Consider the following 17,656-nt stretch of genomic DNA (forward strand, 5'->3'; position numbering starts at 1 on the left):
GCGCAAGCGCCTATCTTGCCCCCTATGGGATTCTTTCGCGACATATCGCCGGTGCGCGCTGCATCGGACCTGAAGGCCTATTGGTTCGACCAGCAGGAGCATAAATGGCGCTTTCTGGCGCTATCGGCGGCGTGCACGATCGCGATCTTCGGCGCGTTCATCAGCGAATCCGGCTTCGAGGTGCAGTGGAAGCGCCCCGAGATCACCTGGGTGACCAGCCTGGAGCCGGGGCGCAGCGACGAGCAGATCCGCAAGGAAATCGAGGCCAACCAGCTGCTCAAGGAAAAGCGCGAGGCCGAGGCGCTTCGCCGTGAGGAAGAGCGCAAGGCGCAATATCGCCGTCTCGCCGAACAGCTGGGCATGGATACCGAGTGATTCCGACCGTCCGGTCCGATGCCGACTGGATGCGCGCGGCCATTGCCCTCGCCGAGCGCGGACGTTCGCTGTCGAGCCCCAATCCCTCGGTCGGCTGCCTATTGGTTCGCGATGGCCGCGTCATTGGCCGCGGCTGGACCGATCGCGGCGGCCGTCCGCATGGCGAGGCGATGGCGCTCGCTCAGGCAGGCGATGCCGCGCGCGGGGCGACCGCCTATGTCACGCTTGAGCCCTGCGCACATGAAAGCGCGCGCGGGCCAGCCTGTGCCGATCTGCTGATCGCAAGCGGCGTGGCACGCGTGGTTGTCGCGGTCCAGGACCCGGACCCGCGCACCAACGGCCAAGGCATCGCCCGGCTGCGCGCGGCGGGAATCGCGGTCGATTGCAGTGTCGCCGAGGCCGAGGCGCGCGCGAGCCTTGCCGGTTTCCTCACCCGCCAGGCGCTGGGTCGTCCGTTCGTGACGCTGAAACTCGCCACCTCGCTCGACGGGCAGATCGCGCTCGCCGATGGCTCCAGCCGCTGGATCACCGGCGACGCCGCCCGCGCGCACGCCCATATCGAGCGTGCGCGGCATGACGCCATCCTGGTTGGCGGCGGCACTTTCCGCGCCGATACGCCGAAGCTCGATGTGCGTCTCGCCGGGCTCGAACACCGCTCGCCGCGCCGCGTGCTGCTGAGCCGCATGGGCGACGCGCCGCCGGGCTGGACCGGCATCGCCGCGCCCGAGGATATTGCGACGCTGGAAGGCACCGACTGGCTGATGGTCGAGGGCGGCGCGGAAGTCGCCGCCGCGTTCTTGGCGCGCGACATGGTCGACCGGTTGCTGCTGTATCGCGCACCGGTGCTGATCGGTCACGGCATGGCAGCCCTGGGCGATATCGGGCTGAGCGAGCTGGCGCACGCGCACGGCCGCTGGCGGCTCGACGACACGCGGCTGCTTGGCAAGGACCGGATGGAAAGCTACCAGCGGCTGCGCTGACCCGCCGCCCGCAACCGAAGGACCCCGCATGTTCACTGGCATCATCACCGATATCGGCACCATCGATTCCGTCGAGCAGCGCGGCGACCTGCACGCGCGCATCCGCTGCGGCTATGACATGGGCAGCGTCGCGATCGGTGCGTCGATCGCCTGTTCGGGCGCGTGCCTGACCGTAACAGCCAAGGGCGACGACTGGTTCACCGTTGATATCTCCGCCGAAACCGTCAGCAAAACCGCGGCCGACCGCTGGGTTCAGGGCAAGCGGCTGAACCTCGAACGCGCGCTGAAGATTGGCGACGAACTCGGCGGGCATATCGTCACCGGCCATGTCGATGGCGTCGGGACCGTTGCCGCGCGCGAAGCCGAGGGCGATTCGATCCGCTTCACCATCGCCGCCCCTGCAGCGCTCGCGCCCTATATCGCCGCCAAGGGATCGATCACCGTCGACGGCGTGTCGCTGACCGTCAACAGCCATGCCGATCAGAGCGACGGCACCGTGCATTTCGGCCTCAACATCATCCCGCACACTTGGGAGATGACCACGCTCGGCGAGTTGCAGCCCGGCGATCCGGTTAATCTCGAGATCGACGTGCTGGCGCGCTATCTGATGCGGATGAACGAGGCAAAATCGCTTTCGATGTGATTTCTCGCTTTCGACTCACATTGCAGTGTGATATTGGAATCTCCGAAAGGATATTCCAATGTCAGCGCAATTGATCGAACGCATCGTTGAAATCATCGAGACCGGCCAGGAGAGCCGCGCCGGGCTCGCGCGTGCCGCCGGGCTTCACGCCAATTCACTGCGCAAGCTCGGCGAGCCCGACTGGAACCCGACCGCCGAGACTTTGGGCAAGCTGGAACGTTATCTCTCGCGCGACCCCGCTGGCGTCATGGCGACGGCCGAAGAGATCATCAACGAGGCGCGCAACGGCCGGATGTACATCCTGGTCGATGACGAGGACCGCGAGAACGAGGGCGATCTCATCATCCCCGCGCAGATGGCGACGCCCGATGCGATCAACTTTATGGCCAAATATGGCCGCGGTCTGATCTGCCTTGCCATGACCCGCGACCGGGTCGAGCAACTGGGCCTCAACCTCATGTCGCGCAACAACGGCACGCGGCACGAGACCGCGTTCACCGTGTCGATCGAGGCGCGCGAGGGCGTCACCACCGGAATCAGCGCGGCAGACCGCTCGCGCACCGTCACCGTCGCCATCGACCCGAGCAAGGGTCCCGAGGAGATCGTCACCCCCGGCCATGTCTTCCCGCTGATGGCGCGCGATGGCGGGGTGCTGGTGCGCGCAGGCCATACCGAGGCGGCGGTGGACGTGTCGCGGCTCGCGGGGCTCAACCCCTCGGGCGTGATCTGCGAGATCATGAACGATGACGGCACCATGGCGCGGCTCGACGACCTGATCGAGTTCGCGCACATCCATGGCATGAAGATCGGCACGATCCGCGACCTGATCGCGTACCGCCGCCGCCACGACCATCTGGTCGAACGGCGCGCCGAGGCCCGCTTCACCAGCCGCCACGGCGGCGAGTGGAAGGCGATCGTATTCTACAACAAGGCCGAGAAGAACGAGCAAATCGTGCTGCAAAAGGGCCATGTCGATCCCGACAAGCCGACCCTGGTGCGCATGCATGTGCTGAGCCCGTTCTCCGACATCTTCGGCGAGACTGGGCCGCGTTCGGGCGTGCTGGGCAAGGCGATGGACCTGATCGGCGAGGAAGGCGCAGGTCTGGTCGTGCTGCTCAACCGGCACGGCATCAACAGCCTGAGCAATGCGGTGCGGATGAAATCGGGCGAGGCGGTGCCCGATATGGAGGAGCTGCGCGATTACGGCATCGGCGCGCAGATCCTCACCGAAATGGGCGTGAACGAGATGGAGTTGCTGACCAACTCGCACCACAGCCTTGTCGCGCTCGACGGCTATGGCCTGTCGATCGTCGGCGAACGCCCGATCCCGACCGAATGACCGCTGGTGCGGCGGGGCTTCAGACGGTGAAGCTCTCGCCGCAACCGCAGCTGCCCTTGGCATTGGGGTTGGCGAACACGAACCCGGCGGTGAAATCGTCCTCGACCCAGTCCATGGTCGATCCGATCAGGTAGAGTACCGATCCGCCATCGACATAGAAGGTGCCGCCGGGGGTCTCGATCTTCTCGTCGAACTTCACCTCTTCGGTGACATAATCGACCGAATAGGCGAGGCCCGAACAGCCCCGGCGCGGGGTCGACAGCTTGACCCCGATCGCCCCTTCGGGCGCGTTCGCCATCAGATGCGCGATGCGCGCCTCGGCCGACGCGGTCAGCGTCAGCGCGGCGGGACGGGCACGAGTGGTGGTGGTCATCATAAGCCTGGTCCTTCAAAACCCCTCTCCCTTGAGGGGAGAGGGCTGCGAAGACTTGGGTCTGGCTTGCCAGGCCCTAGTCGAAGCTGGGTGAGGGTGATGGCGCAGCATTCGCCATAATGCGCCTCGCTGCCCCCTCTCCCAGCTCCGACTAACTCGCTTCGCTCCTAAGTCTCCGCAACCCTCTCCCTCGGAGGGGAGAGGGTGATTCCATTACAACATCCCCATTTCGAGTCGGGCCTCGTCGCTCATCTTGCCCGGATCCCAGGGCGGATCCCAGACCAGATTGACCTCGGCATCGGCGATCCCGGGGACCGAGCAAACCTGCATCTCGACCTCGCCGGGCATGGATTCGGCGACCGGGCAGTGCGGCGTCGTCAGCGTCATCGTGATGATCGCATGCGCGTCATTCACCTCGACGCCATAGATCAGCCCCAGGTCGTAGATGTTCACCGGGATTTCGGGATCGTAAATGCCCTTCAAGCGGTCGATCACCGCCTCGTACACCTCGCCGCCCGGCTCGTTCGGAGCCTGGCCCTGCGGCTTCTCGGCCAGGAAGCCATCCAGATAGTCGCGGCGGCGCGGCTCTGCGGGCGCGGCGTCCTCGACCACGTCCTGCACGCGTGCCTTGGGCGGCTTGGCCACTGCCTCGACCTCGTCGATCACGATCTTGCCCGTCTCTTCCATATCCATCACCCGAAAATCCTGCGGACCCGTTCCAGTCCCCGCACCAGGGCGGCGACATCTTCGCTGTTGCTGTAAATCCCGAAGCTCGCGCGCGCGGTAGCAGCCACGCCGAGATGATCCATCAGCGGCTGGGCGCAATGATGCCCGGCGCGGATCGCGACATGCGCTTCGTCCAATATGGTGCCGATATCGTGCGGATGCACCCCCTGCATCTCGAACGAGAGGATGCCTGCACTGTCCTTCGGCCCGAACAGACGGATCGCGTTGATGCCCGCGAGCGCGTCCTGCGCCTCGGCGACCAGCGCGCTTTCATGCGCATGGATCGCGTCGATGCCGATCACTTGCACATAATCGATCGCTGCCGCCAGACCGATGGCTCCCGTGATATGCGGCGTGCCTGCCTCGAACCGCTGCGGTGGCGGGGCATAGGTGGTGCGTTCGAAGGTCACCCGGTCGATCATCGCGCCGCCGCCCTGCCACGGCGGCATGGCACCCAGCAGCTCGGCCCGGCCCCAGAGCACACCGATGCCGGTCGGCCCGTAAAGCTTGTGCGCGCTGTACACGTAGAAATCGCAGCCCAAAGCCGCGACATCGACGGGGATGCGCGGCACCGCCTGACAGCCATCGAGCAGCAGCAGCGCGCCGACATTGTGCGCCAGCGTCGCCGCGCGCCTGGCATCGAGCACGCTGCCGAGCACGTTCGACACATGCGCGAGCGCCACCATCTTGTGCGCCGGCGTCAGCATCGCCTCGACCGCGTCGAGATCGATCCGCCCATCTTCTGTCAACGGGGCGACATCGATCACCGCGCCGGTGCGTTCGGCGACGAGCTGCCAGGGCACGATATTGCTGTGATGCTCGAGCTGGCTGAGCAGGATGCGGTCGCCGGGCTTCAGGTTGGCCCCGCCCCAGCTCGACGCAACCAGGTTGATCCCTTCGGTCGCGCCGCGCACGAATATGGTCTCGTCCTCGCGCCCGCCGATGAACGCCGCCGCCTTGCGCCGCGCAGCCTCGTAAGCGATCGTCATGTCCGCCGAGCGCGCATAGACGCCGCGGTGCACCGTCGCATAATCGCCGCCATAGCTCTGCGCGATCGCGTCGATCACTTGCCTGGGCTTCTGCGCGGTGGCGGCGGAATCCAGATAATGCCACGGCTCACCCGACGCGGTAATCAGGCCGGGGAAATCGGCGCGATGGTCAAGCAGACGGGGTGCGGTGAGCGTGGTCATCACGCCAGCCCCTCCAGCGCCGCCAGCGCGCGCGTTTCGATCGCCTCGCGCGCGGCGTCGTCGTCGAGCGACACGAACGCATCGGCGATGAACGCCTGCAGCATCAGCTTGCGCGCCACCTGCGGCGGCAGCCCGCGCGCGGCCATGTAGAACAGGGCCTGCTTGTCGAGCTCGCCCACGGTGGCACCATGCGCGCATTTCACATCGTCGGCATAGATTTCCAGCTCGGGCTTGGCGTTGGCGGTCGCGGTGCGGTCGAGCAGCATCGCTTTCACCGACTGCGACGCATCGGTCTTCTGCGCATGCCGCGCCACCGCGACCTTGCCGAGGAACGATCCGGTCGCGCGGCCCGCGAGCACGCTGCGCACCACCTGGTTACTGGTGGCATGGGGGTGCGCGTGGTTCACGCTGGTGACGATCTCGAGCGTCTGGTCAGAATGGCCCAGGATCGCCCCCCCCATCTCGAAATGCGCGCCTTCGTGCAGCAGCACATGGATGCTCATCCGGCCATAATCGGCGTCAGTGCACAGCAGATGCAGCGCGAACGTCGCACCCGCTTCGATCTCCACGTCGAGATCGGTGATCGACACGCCCGACAGCGCCACCGGCAGCACGATCTGCCGCGAGAGCGTCTCGCCTGCAGGCACCACGATCCGCTCAGGTCCCTGCGGCACATCGCCCCAAACGCGCGCCAGCGCATCGAGATCGGCATAGCGCCAGGCCTCGTCCTTGCGGGTGGGGAGGGGGATGACGTTACCGCTCATGATCCCTCTCCCCAAAACCCCTCTCCCTTGAGGGGAGAGGGCTGCGAAGCCTTAATGAGCGAAGCGAATTTAGGCGAAGCTGGGTGAGGGTGGAGCGGTTGCGGGGCAATTGCTGCGGATGACGCACTCACCCTCATCCAACTGCGCCTAGCCGCGCTGCGCTTGGCAAGGCTCCGTATCCTTCTCCCATCAAGGGAGAAGGTTCTGGCAGGCTGCACGCCCATCACGCCACCGCCTCGTAACCCTGTTCTTCCAGCTCCAGCGCCAGCTCGGGACCGCCGCTGCGCACGATGCGGCCACCGGCGAGGACGTGGACGAAATCGGGCTTCACCAGATCGAGCAGCCGCTGATAGTGGGTGATCAGCAGCACCGCCTTGTCGCCCTTGCGCATGATCGCGTTGATGCCTTCGCCGACGATGCGCAGCGCGTCGATATCAAGCCCGCTATCGGTTTCGTCGAGCAGCGCGAGCTTGGGATCGATGATCCCCATCTGCACCATCTCGTTGCGCTTCTTCTCGCCGCCCGAAAAACCGACATTCACCGGGCGCTTGAGCATCTCCATGTCCATGCGCAGCAGCGCCGCCTTTTCCTTGGCAAGCTTGATGAACTCCGCGCCCGACAGCGGTTCTTGCCCACGCGCCTTGCGCTGCGCGTTGAGGCTTTCGCGCAGGAATTGCAGGTTGGAGACGCCGGGAATCTCGACCGGGTACTGGAAGCCCAGGAACAGCCCGGCAGCGGCGCGCTCGTGCGGCTCGAGGGCGAGCAGGTCCTGGCCGTCGAAGGTCGCGGTGCCCTGGGTTACCTCGTATCCAGGCCGTCCGCCCAGCGTATAGGCCAGCGTCGACTTGCCCGCACCGTTGGGCCCCATGATCGCATGGATTTCCCCTGCGTTGATGGTGAGCGACAGCCCCTTGAGGATCGCGGTTTCGCCGACTGTGGCGTGGAGGTTGTTAATCTGGAGCATTGTCATTTATCTCGTTCGGCAAATCGGTTGTCTGTCGTCACCCTGAACTTGTTTCAGGGTCCATTTCGCCCCACGCGGCTTCGGCTGCTGCGGCACGATGGATGCTGAAACAAGTTCAGCATGACGGCGAAAAGAGGATGTGAGGCTCACCCCACGCTCCCCTCAAGCGAAATCCCCAGCAGCTTCTGCGCTTCGACCGCGAATTCCATCGGCAGCTGCTTGAGCACCTCGCGCGCGAAGCCGTTGACGATCAGCGCGACCGCGTCCTCCTGGCTAAGCCCGCGCTGCATCGCGTAGAACAGCTGGTCGTCGCTGATCTTGCTGGTCGTCGCCTCGTGCTCGATCGTGGCGCTGGGATTGCGCACCTCGATATAGGGCACGGTGTGTGCGCCGCACTGGTCGCCGAGCAGCAGGCTGTCGCACTGGGTGAAGTTGCGCACGCCCTCGGCCGAGGGGGCGACGCGGACCAGCCCGCGATAGGTGTTGTTGCTCTTGCCCGCGCTGATCCCCTTGGAGACGATGGTCGAACGAGAGCCCTTGCCGTTGTGGATCATCTTGGTGCCGGTATCGGCCTGCTGGCAATTGTTGGTGACCGCGACCGAATAGAATTCGCCGACGCTGTCCTCGCCGTTGAGCACGCACGAGGGATATTTCCACGTCACCGCAGAGCCGGTTTCGACCTGCGTCCAGCTGATCTTGGAGCGCGCGCCCTGCGCCAGCCCGCGCTTGGTGACGAAATTGTAGATGCCGCCCCGCCCTTCCGCATCGCCGGGGTACCAGTTCTGCACGGTCGAGTATTTGATCTCGGCATCATCGAGCGCGACGAGTTCGACCACGGCGGCGTGAAGCTGGTTCTCGTCACGCTGCGGTGCGGTGCAGCCTTCGAGATAGGACACGTAACTGCCCTTGTCGGCGACGATCAGGGTGCGTTCGAACTGGCCGGTATTTTCCGCGTTGATGCGGAAATAGGTGGAAAGCTCCATCGGGCAGCGCACGCCTTCGGGGATGTAGACGAAGGTACCGTCGGAAAAGACCGCGCAGTTGAGGCAGGCAAAGTAATTGTCGCGCACCGGCACGACCTTGCCGAGCCATTTCTTCACCAGCTCGGGATGCTCGCGGATCGCCTCGCTGATCGACATGAAGATCACGCCAGCGCGCGAAAGCTCCTCGCGGAAGGTGGTGGCGACCGAAACGCTGTCGAACACTGCATCGACCGCGACCTTGCGCGCGCCCTCGACCCCGGCGAGCACCTTCTGCTCCTCGATCGGGATGCCGAGCTTTTCATAGACGCGCAGGATCTCGGGATCGACCTCATCCAAGGAGCCCAGCTTGGGCTTGGCCTTGGGCGCGGCGTAATAATAGGCGTCCTGATAGTCGATCGGCGGATAGTGAAGCTTCGCCCAATCGGGCTCGGGCAGCTCCTGCCAGATGCGGAAGGCCTTCAATCGCCATTCGAGCATCCATTCGGGTTCGTTCTTCTTGGCGCTGATATAGCGGACAGTGTCCTCATTCAGCCCCTTGGGCGCGAGTTCCTGTTCGATATCGGTGGTGAAGCCCCATTCATAGGTGCCCACCTTTTCGGCTGCGGCCCAGGCATCGGCATCGCGCACCTTGCTTTCAGCGGTGTTGCTGTCGTCGGTCACGATACGGTCCTTTTGAAATCAAGAGCATGTTCGGGGCGGCGTGGATCCGGAATGTGCTGGCCGAGGCTGGCCAGCGTCACTGATGCCAGCGCCGCGCGGATGGTGCGGTTGACGATCTGCCAGTGCGGGCGAACATGGCAGCTGCCCTCGATCGCGCAATCGCTGGCATGCTCGCCCGAACAGACGGTGATGGTGATCGGGCCATCGACCGCCTCGACAATATCGGCAAGCGTGATCGCGGCGGGTGGGCGCGACAGGCGGAAGCCGCCGCCCGCGCCGCGCACCGATTCGATCAGCCCGGCGGCGGAAAGCTTGCTCACCAGCTTCTGGGCGGTGGGCAGCGGCAGGCCGGTCTCTTCCGCCAGCGCACGCGCATTGCACCGCATGCCACCGCAATGGCGCGCAGCGGCGCTCATCAGCACCACGGCATAATCTGCAAGACTGGACAGACGCATGCGCCGCTCCCGCTAATCGGCCAACAAATCGGATTGAATCGTTCCGATTAGCAGATGGCTGTTTTGCATGCGGAAATCAAGGTTTTGTTGGATGGTGGCTCGCGGCCCCGACGCTATTCGAACAGCGCGCGCCTGGGGCCCAGAAAGCCGAACAGATAGGCCGCCACCTTGCGCATCTGGATTTCCTCCGACCCTTCGGTGATGCGGTAGCGGCGGTGGTGGCGATAGATATGTTCGAACGGGGTGTGGCGCGAATAGCCGATGCCGCCATGCACCTGCATCGCGCGATCGGCCGCCTCGCAGCACAGCCGGTTCGCCCAATAGTTGCACATGCTGACCTTGTCCGAGAGTTCGCGCTCGATCGCCTTGTGCGGCATGTTGTCCATGTCCCAGGCGGTCTTGCGGATCAGCAGCCGCAGCATCTCGGCCTGGGTCGCGAGCTCGACCAGCGGAAACTGGATCGCCTGGTTCTCGGCCAGCGCCTTGCCGAACGGCCGCCGCTCGCGCGCATATCTGACGCTTTCCTCGATGCAGAACACCGCAGCGCCTAGTGACGATGCCGCCTGGCGGATGCGGTTCTGGTGGACGAAGCTCTGCGCGAGCGAAAGCCCCCTGCCCTCCTCGCCCAGCATCGCGCTTTCGGGCACCCAGACATTGGTGAACGACAGGCGCGGATGATCGGTGGGCATGTTGAAGGTCCACAGATACTCCTCGATCTTCAGGCCCGGCGTGTCGGTCGGCACGAGCAGGCAGGTGATGCCGCGCGCATCGCCATCCTGGCCGCTGGTCCGGGCAAACAGCGCGCAGTGCGTCGCGACATGCATGCCGGTGATCCACATCTTCTCGCCATCGATGCGCCAGCCGGGCACGCCGTCGCGCGTCTCGCGCACCGCGCGCGTTTCCATATGCGTCGCGTCCGATCCGTGGTTGGGCTCGGTGAGGCCGAAAGCGGTGATCCGCGTGCGCTCGAAGCCGCCCAGGATGAACTCCTGCTTCTGCTCTTCGGTGCCGAATTCCTCGAACATCGCGACGAAGGGGAAATTGCCGACAATCGAATGCTCGTTCTGCAGGTCGTTGTGCAGGCCCAGCCCCATGGCCGCAAAATGCTCGCGGATCACCGCCATCCACAGGTTGGAGCCATCTTGGCCGCCATATTTCTTCGGCGCGGAAAAGCGCCAGTGCCCGGCGGCATCGGCGCGGTGTTGCGCCTCGCGCAGCAGCTCTTCCCAATCGTGGCGCGGCAGGCCCCCGTTATCGAAATCGGTGCGCGCCCATTCGCGGCGATGATCGAAAAAGCGGATATTGTCGTCCGCCTGTTCGAGCGGCTTGATCTCCTTCGCGATGAACGCGTCGAGCTCGGCCAGATAGGCGGTCAGCTCCGCCGGAAGCGTGAAATCCATGGGTGCATCCTCATATTATCGTTTGGATGCACTATGGACGGCTTTACGCTTCCGGCAAGCCCTTGGCTGCGTCCCGCTGGCCCAGGCCCGACCAGTCGACGCGGCGGGTGACGTACATCACCGCCGCCAGCGCCACGAACAGCAGCACCGATCCGATCAGCAGCGAATAGGCCTCGAGGTTGAGCAGCACATAGAGCAGCGCATAAAGCCCGAGCAGCAGCCCGCCGATGAACCCGGCGCGCTTGGCGCTGCCGAGCACCGCGGCGCTATAGGCGCTGATCAGCCCGATGATCGCGCCCGAGGCGAGCAGATAGGCGAGCGTGAACCCGATGATCTCGGCAAAGGCGAGCAGCAGCACGAAGAACAGGATCAGCCCTGCACCGGTGAGCAGATATTCGGCGGCGGCGACGCGCGCGCCTGCGATGATGTCGAACATAAGGAAGGCGAGGAAGGTGAAGCCGATGAACAGGAAGCCGTATTTCACCGCGCGATCGACCTGGCTGTAGAGATTGACCGGCTCGATCAGGTCGATCTGCGCCATCTGCGCGCCCGCGCCGATCTGTTCGCCGGGCTGGGGCAGTTGCACGATCGCGCGGCCGAGAGCGAGATTGCTGATCTTGTAGCGCGCGGTGAAGCCCTTGTCCGACACCTGGCGCGTATTGGGCAGGAACTGCCCGGCAAAGCTCGGATGCGGCCAGTGCGAACGCACGGTCCAGTCGGTCGCCTCGCCATCGGGGATCAGCATCAGCTGGCCATTGCCGCGCACGCCGAAGCGATAGGCGACATCGACTGGCGCTCCGGCGGTTTCCGACCAGTCGGCAAAGGCAAAGAAGCCGGAGCCATTGGTGGAGCCCAGCCCCTTGCCGGGGCGCAGCGGCAGCGGCTTGCCCGCCATGGCAAGCGCATTGTCGGCGAGCAGCCCGCGCGCATCGGAAATGCCGACGCGGATTTCGGCGCGGTCGAGCATCAGCTCCTTCGGGTTCACCCCGAAGCGCGCGAGATCCTCAGGGAGAGCGAACCGCGCCGTGCCCTTGACCCGCGCCTCATAGACCACGGTTTCGTAGATCGACTTGGTCCGCCGCTCGGGCTCGACATCGACCGCTGCGGTGTTGCTGACGGGGGCCAGGAACAGCTCGCGCTCGATCGTCACCGCGCGCGACGTCTCCCGGCCGTTTTCGGTGACGGTCTCGACCGATTGCTGGCGATAGGGAATGACCATCACCGGCCCTGCGAGCATCTGCGGCCCGCCCCAGCCCTCGGCGACGCTGGCGCGCGCGGTTTCCGACTGGCTCTGCCGGTCCCAGACGAGCGCATAGACCATGAACAGCGGGATCGCGAGCAGCGCGCCGATCAGCACGGTCATGCCCAGCTTGAAGCCGGGGCTGCGTTCCTTGGCCATGCGATCTAGGTCCCTTCACGGTTCATCGATGAAAATGCACGGGTGAGCTATGCCCGCGAAGCTGAATCGGGTGTGAACTGCGTCACAGCGAATCGGTGAGGCGAGCGTTAACCCTGTCACGGAAGCCGGATGCCTCACCCGTTCGTTGCCCGCTAGCAATCGGGGCATCCGGCTTCCACTAGCCCTAAATCGCCACCCCCGTCATTCCCGCGCACGCGGGAATCCCGCTTCCGCGCCATGGTCGCGCCAACAGCGGGACCCCCGCCTTCGCGGGGGTGACGATAAAAATGAGGTGGAAAGAACTGGCACAGCCCCCTTTATCCCTTCGCGTCTTCGCGTGAGAAAAATGGGTTCACACGAAGCCGCGAAGAGTTTCCGCTCTGCGGCACCCCTCCCCGCCACCTCCCCGGTCCCCTGCGAAGGCAAGGGCCCATCTTCTGGCGGTCGGATCCGGACGCAAGGACAGGAGATGGATACCTGCCTTCGCAGGCAACCGGCAGATTGGAATCCCCAAACAACCCGCGGACCCCTGAAACAAGCTCAGGCTGAGCGGAATGAGGTGCGGCTTCGAGGCAGCAAGAGAAAAACTCTGCCTCGTCCACAACTACCATATTACGGACATTGAATCTTCAGTTCAAATCCAGCGCTTTCTGGGTTCCTGCGCCGCAATGGCGATGGTTTTATCATCTCTCTCAGCAATGTTGATGATATGCTGCGGCTCAAACGGAAGTTCTATACCGCTCCAAAAGTCGTTATTTTCGGCAACGGAATATGGATCGTTGTCCAAGATGCCGAGATAACCGTTGTCGATGCGCTCACGGACCAGCACCCACATGCGCTCGAAGGCAAAAGGCTCTTCCTCGTCATCAATAGCAATGCGAAAAATCAGTTTCGCTAGATCACCCGGATGAAGACCTTCCCTTGCCTCGCGGGACGGTATCCAGAAAGTTTCTGGGGTAGCGCGATGATATTCCTCGCCATCGTCGAGACACCATCCATCGGTAAAAAGATCAGGTTCTCGCATTGTTCAATATTATAAGGTGGTCGAAGTCTGCACAACGTCCAAAACCACCCCCCCCCCTCACCTTTTCTCCATTGCCAAGCGGCTCATCAGGATCGCCGCGCGTTTCGCCTGGCGCTTGATGCTCGGCAGGTCGACCGTCTCGCCCGGTGCGTGCGCGCCGTCGCCGGCGGGGCCCATGCCGACCAGTCCGTCGACATAGCGCGCGACGAACGAGATATCGCCCGCGCCGCGCTTCAGCGGATCGAGTTCGGCCATCTGCTCGAGGCCCAGGTCCGCGTTGATGACGTTCAGCCGCTTGAGCAGCGCGCGGTTGCCTTCGGTCGGGGCCATCGGGGGATAGCCCTGTTCGAAGATGATCTCGGCGCTGGTGCCCGGCAGGTGCTGCGCGACGATCGCCTGCATCTTGGCTTTGACCCGCTCGGACTGTTCGTCGCTCAGCGTGCGGAAGTCGCCGCGCGCGATGGCCTGGGCGGGGATGATGTTGGTCTTGCCCGCCGCCTGCGCGCGGACGAGGTCGGCATCGAGCTGCGCCACCGATCCGCCCGCGATCAGCCCGACATTGAAGGTCAGCTTGTCCTCGGGCAGCTCGTCATGGAACTGGTCGATGATCCGCGCAAGCTCGTAGATCGCGCCATGGCCCGCGCTGGCCGAGAAGATGCCCGAGCTGTGGCCTTCCTTGCCGGTGGCGTTGACCTGCCAGCTATAGGAGGAGCGCCGCGCGATCGAGCCCATGTCCTTGCCATCGACCTGGGACAATCCCTCGAAATCGAGCGCGACATCGGCCCATTGGCCCCATTTGACAAGGTCCGCGCGCGCAATGTCGATCGGGTCGCCTGCATCCTCCTCGTCGCCGGTCAGCACGATGGTGATAGTCGCGGCAGAGAGCGTGCCCGCCTTCTGCATAGCGTCCAGGGCGGCGAACATGGTGATCACGCCGCCCTTGTTGTCCTCGATCCCCGGCCCTTCGAGCGTGTCGGCATCGATGCGCCGGACATTCTGGAACGGCGAATCGGGTTCGAACACGGTATCGAGATGGCCGATCAGCAGCATCCTGGTGCTGCCCGGCCGCCCGGTGCGCGTCGCGATCAGGTGCCCGGCGCGCCCCGCCGCCTTCTGGTCGACCCATTCGACCTTGAAGCCCAGCTTCTCGAGCTCGGGCGTCACCATCTCGGCGACTTTCTTGACGCCGGGAATATTGCGGCTGCCGCTGTTCTGCCGGGTGATCGCCTCGAGCACGCCGATCCAGCGATCATGATCCTTGTCCACCGCCGCGACCATCTTTGCCTCCTGGGGCGAAAGCTTGGCAAGGGCGGGCGTGGCGACGACCGCCAGCGCGGTGGCGGCGGCGAGTGCGAATGTCCGGAACGTCATACTGTACCCCTTCGAGTGATTTCGAGTGAAATGGAACATTTCACGGCTCGGAAATCACGGAAAACCAGAAAGCTAGACCCAGCTTTTGATCCCATCAAAATCTGGATCTAGCCGATATCGAATTCGCGCACGCCGCGCCGCTGGCGGATCGCCTCGACCCGGTCGCGCAGTTCCGCGCGGATCGCGCGAGCATCGCGCACATTGGTCACCTCGATCATCGTGCGCGGATGCGGCGCGGCAGACGCGGTGCGCCCGGTTGAATCCGACGAGCTGATGCAGATGGTGCCATTGTCGAACATCTGCTGGATAATCGAGAATTCGACCTTCACGTCCTTGATCCGGTAGAGCTCGATCTCTTCCTCGCTGCGCATCAAAATGCCGCGCCGCATGAACAGCCTTTGGTCGTCGATCCAGAACAGGCTCGCGCGGTTCTCGATCGCGTTCCAGCCGATCCATGCGCCCAGCACGACGGCGAGCACCGCACCGGTCTGCCAGCCATAGCCCGCATAAATGCCGCCCGCGAGCACCGCGAGCGCGACGGCCAGGATCATCCAGCCGGTGCCCGACTGGAACAGCCAGGCAAAGGTCGACGAGCGGAACTCGATGCGCGGCACGCCCTCCATCCGGCGCACGCCGGTGCGCGGTTCGATCGGGCGGTGTTCGATAATGTCATGCGGGTCCATGGCGCGTCCTTCCCCTGAACGCCAAGGTCTTAACCGGCCAATCGGCGGCGGTAAACGGGATTGCACATCAGCGACACAAAAGCCGCTCGTCGAAGCCGAATGTGCATCGGTCGAAGCTGCAGAGCTTTGCAGACAGGATCGGACGCAGGGAACGACTACGGATGTAGTTGAAGAGCTGTGACAATCGGGCGGCATCCGCAAAAGGCAGGGGAAATTTCGTGAAAATCCGGTATCTTGCATCGGTGGCGGCAATCGCCCTGGCGGGCCTGCCCACCATCGCCTGGGCGCAGGACGCCGCGCCCGCGGCGCCCGCTCCGGCAGGGCAGACAACGACGCCACTGCGCAGTTTCGATCCCGCCTATTTCGCGCAGTTCGCGCCGCGCACCGCGCTCGACATGGTGCGCCAGATCCCGGGCTTCTCGATCGCCGAGGGCGAGGACCGGCGCGGGCTCGGCCAGGTGTCGAGCAACGTGCTGATCAATGGCGAGCGCTTTTCGGGCAAGAGCAACGATGTCGTCTCCGAACTCGGCCGCATCGGCGCGGCCAATGTGATCCGGATCGAGCTGATCGACGGCGCGACGCTGAACCTGCCCGGGCTGACCGGCCAGGTGGTCAATATCGTCAGCAAGGTCGACAGCCTTACCGGCCAGTTCCGCTGGAGCCCGCGCGTGCGCTTCCGCCGCACCGATCCGCAGGTGCTCAACGGCGAGGTTTCGGCGAGCGGCAAGGCGGGGAAGATCGCCTATACGCTGAGCCTCGCCAATAACAGCTTCCGCAACGGCAATGCCGGGATCGAACGCGTGCTCGATGCGGCAGGCAATGTCACCGACCGGCGCTATGAGGAGCTGTACGTCAATGGCGACGAACCCCGGATCGCGGCGGGTATCAAATATACTGGAGACACCGGCCAGATCGGCAATCTCAACCTCGCCTATCAGCGGCGCTGGGTGCGGATTACCGAGGATTCGGACGGCGAGGTGGTCCGCGACCGCGACTATCTCGAGACCGAGAAGGAATATAATTACGAGATCGGCGGGGATTACCTGTTCCCGCTCTGGGGTGGCAATCTGAAGCTCATCGGTCTGCGCCGGTTCGAGCACAGCCCGTTTTTCACGCGCATCTTTCTCGATTTCGAGGACCGCCGCCCGCGCGAGGGCAACAGCCTGGCGACCCGGATCGACGAGACCGAAACCATCGCGCGCGCCGAATATGGCTGGAAGGCGGGGAAGGCCGACTGGCAGTTCAGCCTGGAAGGCGCAATCAACAAGCTCGACACCGATGCCGAACTGAAGCTGCTCGACACGGCCGGCCGGTTCAACCCGGTGCCGCTGCCGGGCTCCGACGCAACGGTCGAGGAAAAGCGCGCGGAAGCGGGACTCAGCTATGGCCGCCCGCTCGCCTCCAACCTGACGCTGCAGACCTCGATCGGCGGCGAATATTCGCAGATCATGCAGAGCGGGCCCAATGGCCTTACGCGCAGCTTCATCCGCCCCAAGGGTTTCGTCTCGCTGGCCTGGAAGCCGGTCCAGTCGCTCGACCTGAGCTTGCGCCTGCAGCGCGATGTCGGGCAGCTCAATTTCTTCGATTTCGTCGCCTCGGCGGACCTTGGCGCGGAGAACCAGAACAGCGGCAATCCCGATCTCGTGCCGCAGCAGAGCTGGAACATCGATTTCCAGGCGACCAAGAATCTGGGCGCGCTAGGATCGATCAACGCCAAGGCCTTCGTCAATTTCGTCGAGGATATCGTCGACCAGGTACCGATCGGCGCGACCGGCGAGGCGCCGGGCAATATCGACAGCGCGACCATCTGGGGCTTTTCGATCGATTCCACCTTCAAGATGGACGTGATCGGCTGGACCGGGGTGCGCTTCGACATCGACTATACCTGGCGCAAATCGAGCCTGCCCGATCCGCTGACCGGCATCAATCGCCGCATCTCGGCCGATCTGATCCACGAATTCAGCGCCGAGTTCCGCTATGACATTCCCGGCGGCAACTGGGCGGTAGGCGCGAACTATTTCGACTTTTCCCAAGCCGACGAGGTGCGCCTCAGCCAGCTCGCCGAATTCCCCATCGATGGCGGGGACCTGGGCTTCTATGTCGAGAACAAGGACGTGCGCGGGCTGACCGTGCGGCTCGGCCTGTCCAACCTGATCGGCACCAACGAGGCGTTCCGCCGCACCTTCTATGTCGCGCGCCGCGACGGGCCGGTGGCGTTTGTCGAGGACCGCGAGCGTTACTTCGGCCCTGTCGTCAGGCTCGACATCAACGGCAGCTTCTGACCGCTTTGTGGTTCATGCAGGATACAGCCGGCCAAAACTACGCGA

Annotated in this window: 17 protein-coding genes; 5 read left to right on the top strand and 12 right to left on the bottom strand. The window is 64.3% G+C overall.

What is annotated here, in order from left to right:
* Positions 1 to 24: 24 nt before the first annotated feature.
* From OPU69_RS14630 to ribB, 4 genes are read left to right on the top strand one after another with little or no spacing between them, the layout of a single operon-like run.
* A complete protein-coding gene (locus OPU69_RS14630; RefSeq protein WP_060978890.1) occupies positions 25 to 375 on the top strand; it encodes a hypothetical protein in 351 nt (116 codons plus the stop codon).
* Between the two features lie 29 nt (positions 376 to 404).
* Positions 405 to 1,355 (top strand): bifunctional diaminohydroxyphosphoribosylaminopyrimidine deaminase/5-amino-6-(5-phosphoribosylamino)uracil reductase RibD, encoded by a 951-nt coding sequence (ribD, locus tag OPU69_RS14635; RefSeq protein WP_498512097.1) that lies wholly within the window; start codon positions 405 to 407, stop codon positions 1,353 to 1,355.
* Positions 1,356 to 1,383: 28 nt separating this feature from the next.
* A complete protein-coding gene (locus OPU69_RS14640; protein WP_498511999.1) occupies positions 1,384 to 1,998 on the top strand; it encodes a riboflavin synthase in 615 nt (204 codons plus the stop codon).
* A gap of 58 nt (positions 1,999 to 2,056) precedes the next feature.
* Entirely contained in the window at positions 2,057 to 3,337 is a 1,281-nt protein-coding gene (ribB, locus tag OPU69_RS14645; RefSeq protein ID WP_498512001.1) for a 3,4-dihydroxy-2-butanone-4-phosphate synthase, read from the top strand.
* Positions 3,338 to 3,356: 19 nt separating this feature from the next.
* Here ribB and OPU69_RS14650 read toward each other — a convergent pair whose 3' ends face one another.
* The 12 genes from OPU69_RS14650 to OPU69_RS14705 form a co-directional block, all read right to left on the bottom strand.
* Entirely contained in the window at positions 3,357 to 3,710 is a 354-nt protein-coding gene (locus tag OPU69_RS14650) for a HesB/IscA family protein (protein ID WP_060978887.1), read from the bottom strand.
* Positions 3,711 to 3,923: 213 nt separating this feature from the next.
* Entirely contained in the window at positions 3,924 to 4,397 is a 474-nt protein-coding gene (locus tag OPU69_RS14655) for a DUF59 domain-containing protein (RefSeq protein WP_060978886.1), read from the bottom strand.
* A 5-nt stretch (positions 4,398 to 4,402) separates the two neighbouring features.
* Entirely contained in the window at positions 4,403 to 5,626 is a 1,224-nt protein-coding gene (locus OPU69_RS14660) for a cysteine desulfurase (RefSeq protein ID WP_498512003.1), read from the bottom strand.
* Positions 5,626 to 6,390, bottom strand: coding sequence for a SufD family Fe-S cluster assembly protein (locus OPU69_RS14665; protein ID WP_498512005.1), 765 nt, complete (start codon positions 6,388 to 6,390; stop codon positions 5,626 to 5,628). The genes OPU69_RS14660 and OPU69_RS14665 overlap by 1 nt, the downstream gene beginning before the upstream one ends.
* A gap of 223 nt (positions 6,391 to 6,613) precedes the next feature.
* A complete protein-coding gene (sufC, locus tag OPU69_RS14670) occupies positions 6,614 to 7,354 on the bottom strand; it encodes a Fe-S cluster assembly ATPase SufC (protein WP_060978884.1) in 741 nt (246 codons plus the stop codon).
* Positions 7,355 to 7,500: 146 nt separating this feature from the next.
* Positions 7,501 to 8,997 (bottom strand): Fe-S cluster assembly protein SufB, encoded by a 1,497-nt coding sequence (gene sufB / locus OPU69_RS14675; protein WP_498512007.1) that lies wholly within the window; start codon positions 8,995 to 8,997, stop codon positions 7,501 to 7,503.
* The gene (locus OPU69_RS14680; protein ID WP_060978882.1) at positions 8,994 to 9,452 is read right to left on the bottom strand and encodes an SUF system Fe-S cluster assembly regulator; all 459 of its coding nucleotides are present in this window, start codon (positions 9,450 to 9,452) and stop codon (positions 8,994 to 8,996) included. Before OPU69_RS14680 ends, sufB begins: the two co-directional genes overlap by 4 nt.
* Positions 9,453 to 9,565: 113 nt before the next feature.
* Positions 9,566 to 10,852 (bottom strand): acyl-CoA dehydrogenase family protein, encoded by a 1,287-nt coding sequence (locus OPU69_RS14685; protein ID WP_060978881.1) that lies wholly within the window; start codon positions 10,850 to 10,852, stop codon positions 9,566 to 9,568.
* 43 nt (positions 10,853 to 10,895) lie between these two features.
* A complete protein-coding gene (gene creD, locus OPU69_RS14690) occupies positions 10,896 to 12,251 on the bottom strand; it encodes a cell envelope integrity protein CreD (protein ID WP_498512010.1) in 1,356 nt (451 codons plus the stop codon).
* A gap of 634 nt (positions 12,252 to 12,885) precedes the next feature.
* The gene (locus OPU69_RS14695) at positions 12,886 to 13,275 is read right to left on the bottom strand and encodes a hypothetical protein (RefSeq protein WP_498512012.1); all 390 of its coding nucleotides are present in this window, start codon (positions 13,273 to 13,275) and stop codon (positions 12,886 to 12,888) included.
* A 57-nt stretch (positions 13,276 to 13,332) separates the two neighbouring features.
* Complete coding sequence (locus tag OPU69_RS14700; RefSeq protein ID WP_498512014.1) at positions 13,333 to 14,646, bottom strand: M20/M25/M40 family metallo-hydrolase; 1,314 nt, start codon at positions 14,644 to 14,646, stop codon at positions 13,333 to 13,335.
* A 107-nt stretch (positions 14,647 to 14,753) separates the two neighbouring features.
* Positions 14,754 to 15,329: a PH domain-containing protein gene (locus OPU69_RS14705; RefSeq protein ID WP_498512016.1), complete on the bottom strand. Its 576-nt coding sequence runs from the start codon at positions 15,327 to 15,329 to the stop codon at positions 14,754 to 14,756.
* A gap of 218 nt (positions 15,330 to 15,547) precedes the next feature.
* On the opposite strand from OPU69_RS14705, the gene OPU69_RS14710 reads away from it, so the two are divergent.
* Positions 15,548 to 17,611 carry a TonB-dependent receptor plug domain-containing protein gene (locus OPU69_RS14710; RefSeq protein WP_498512018.1) on the top strand — a complete coding sequence of 688 codons (2,064 nt, stop codon included), beginning with the start codon at positions 15,548 to 15,550 and terminating at the stop codon, positions 17,609 to 17,611.
* Positions 17,612 to 17,656: the final 45 nt, after the last annotated feature.

Source organism: Blastomonas sp. 34TW, assembly GCF_059803595.1.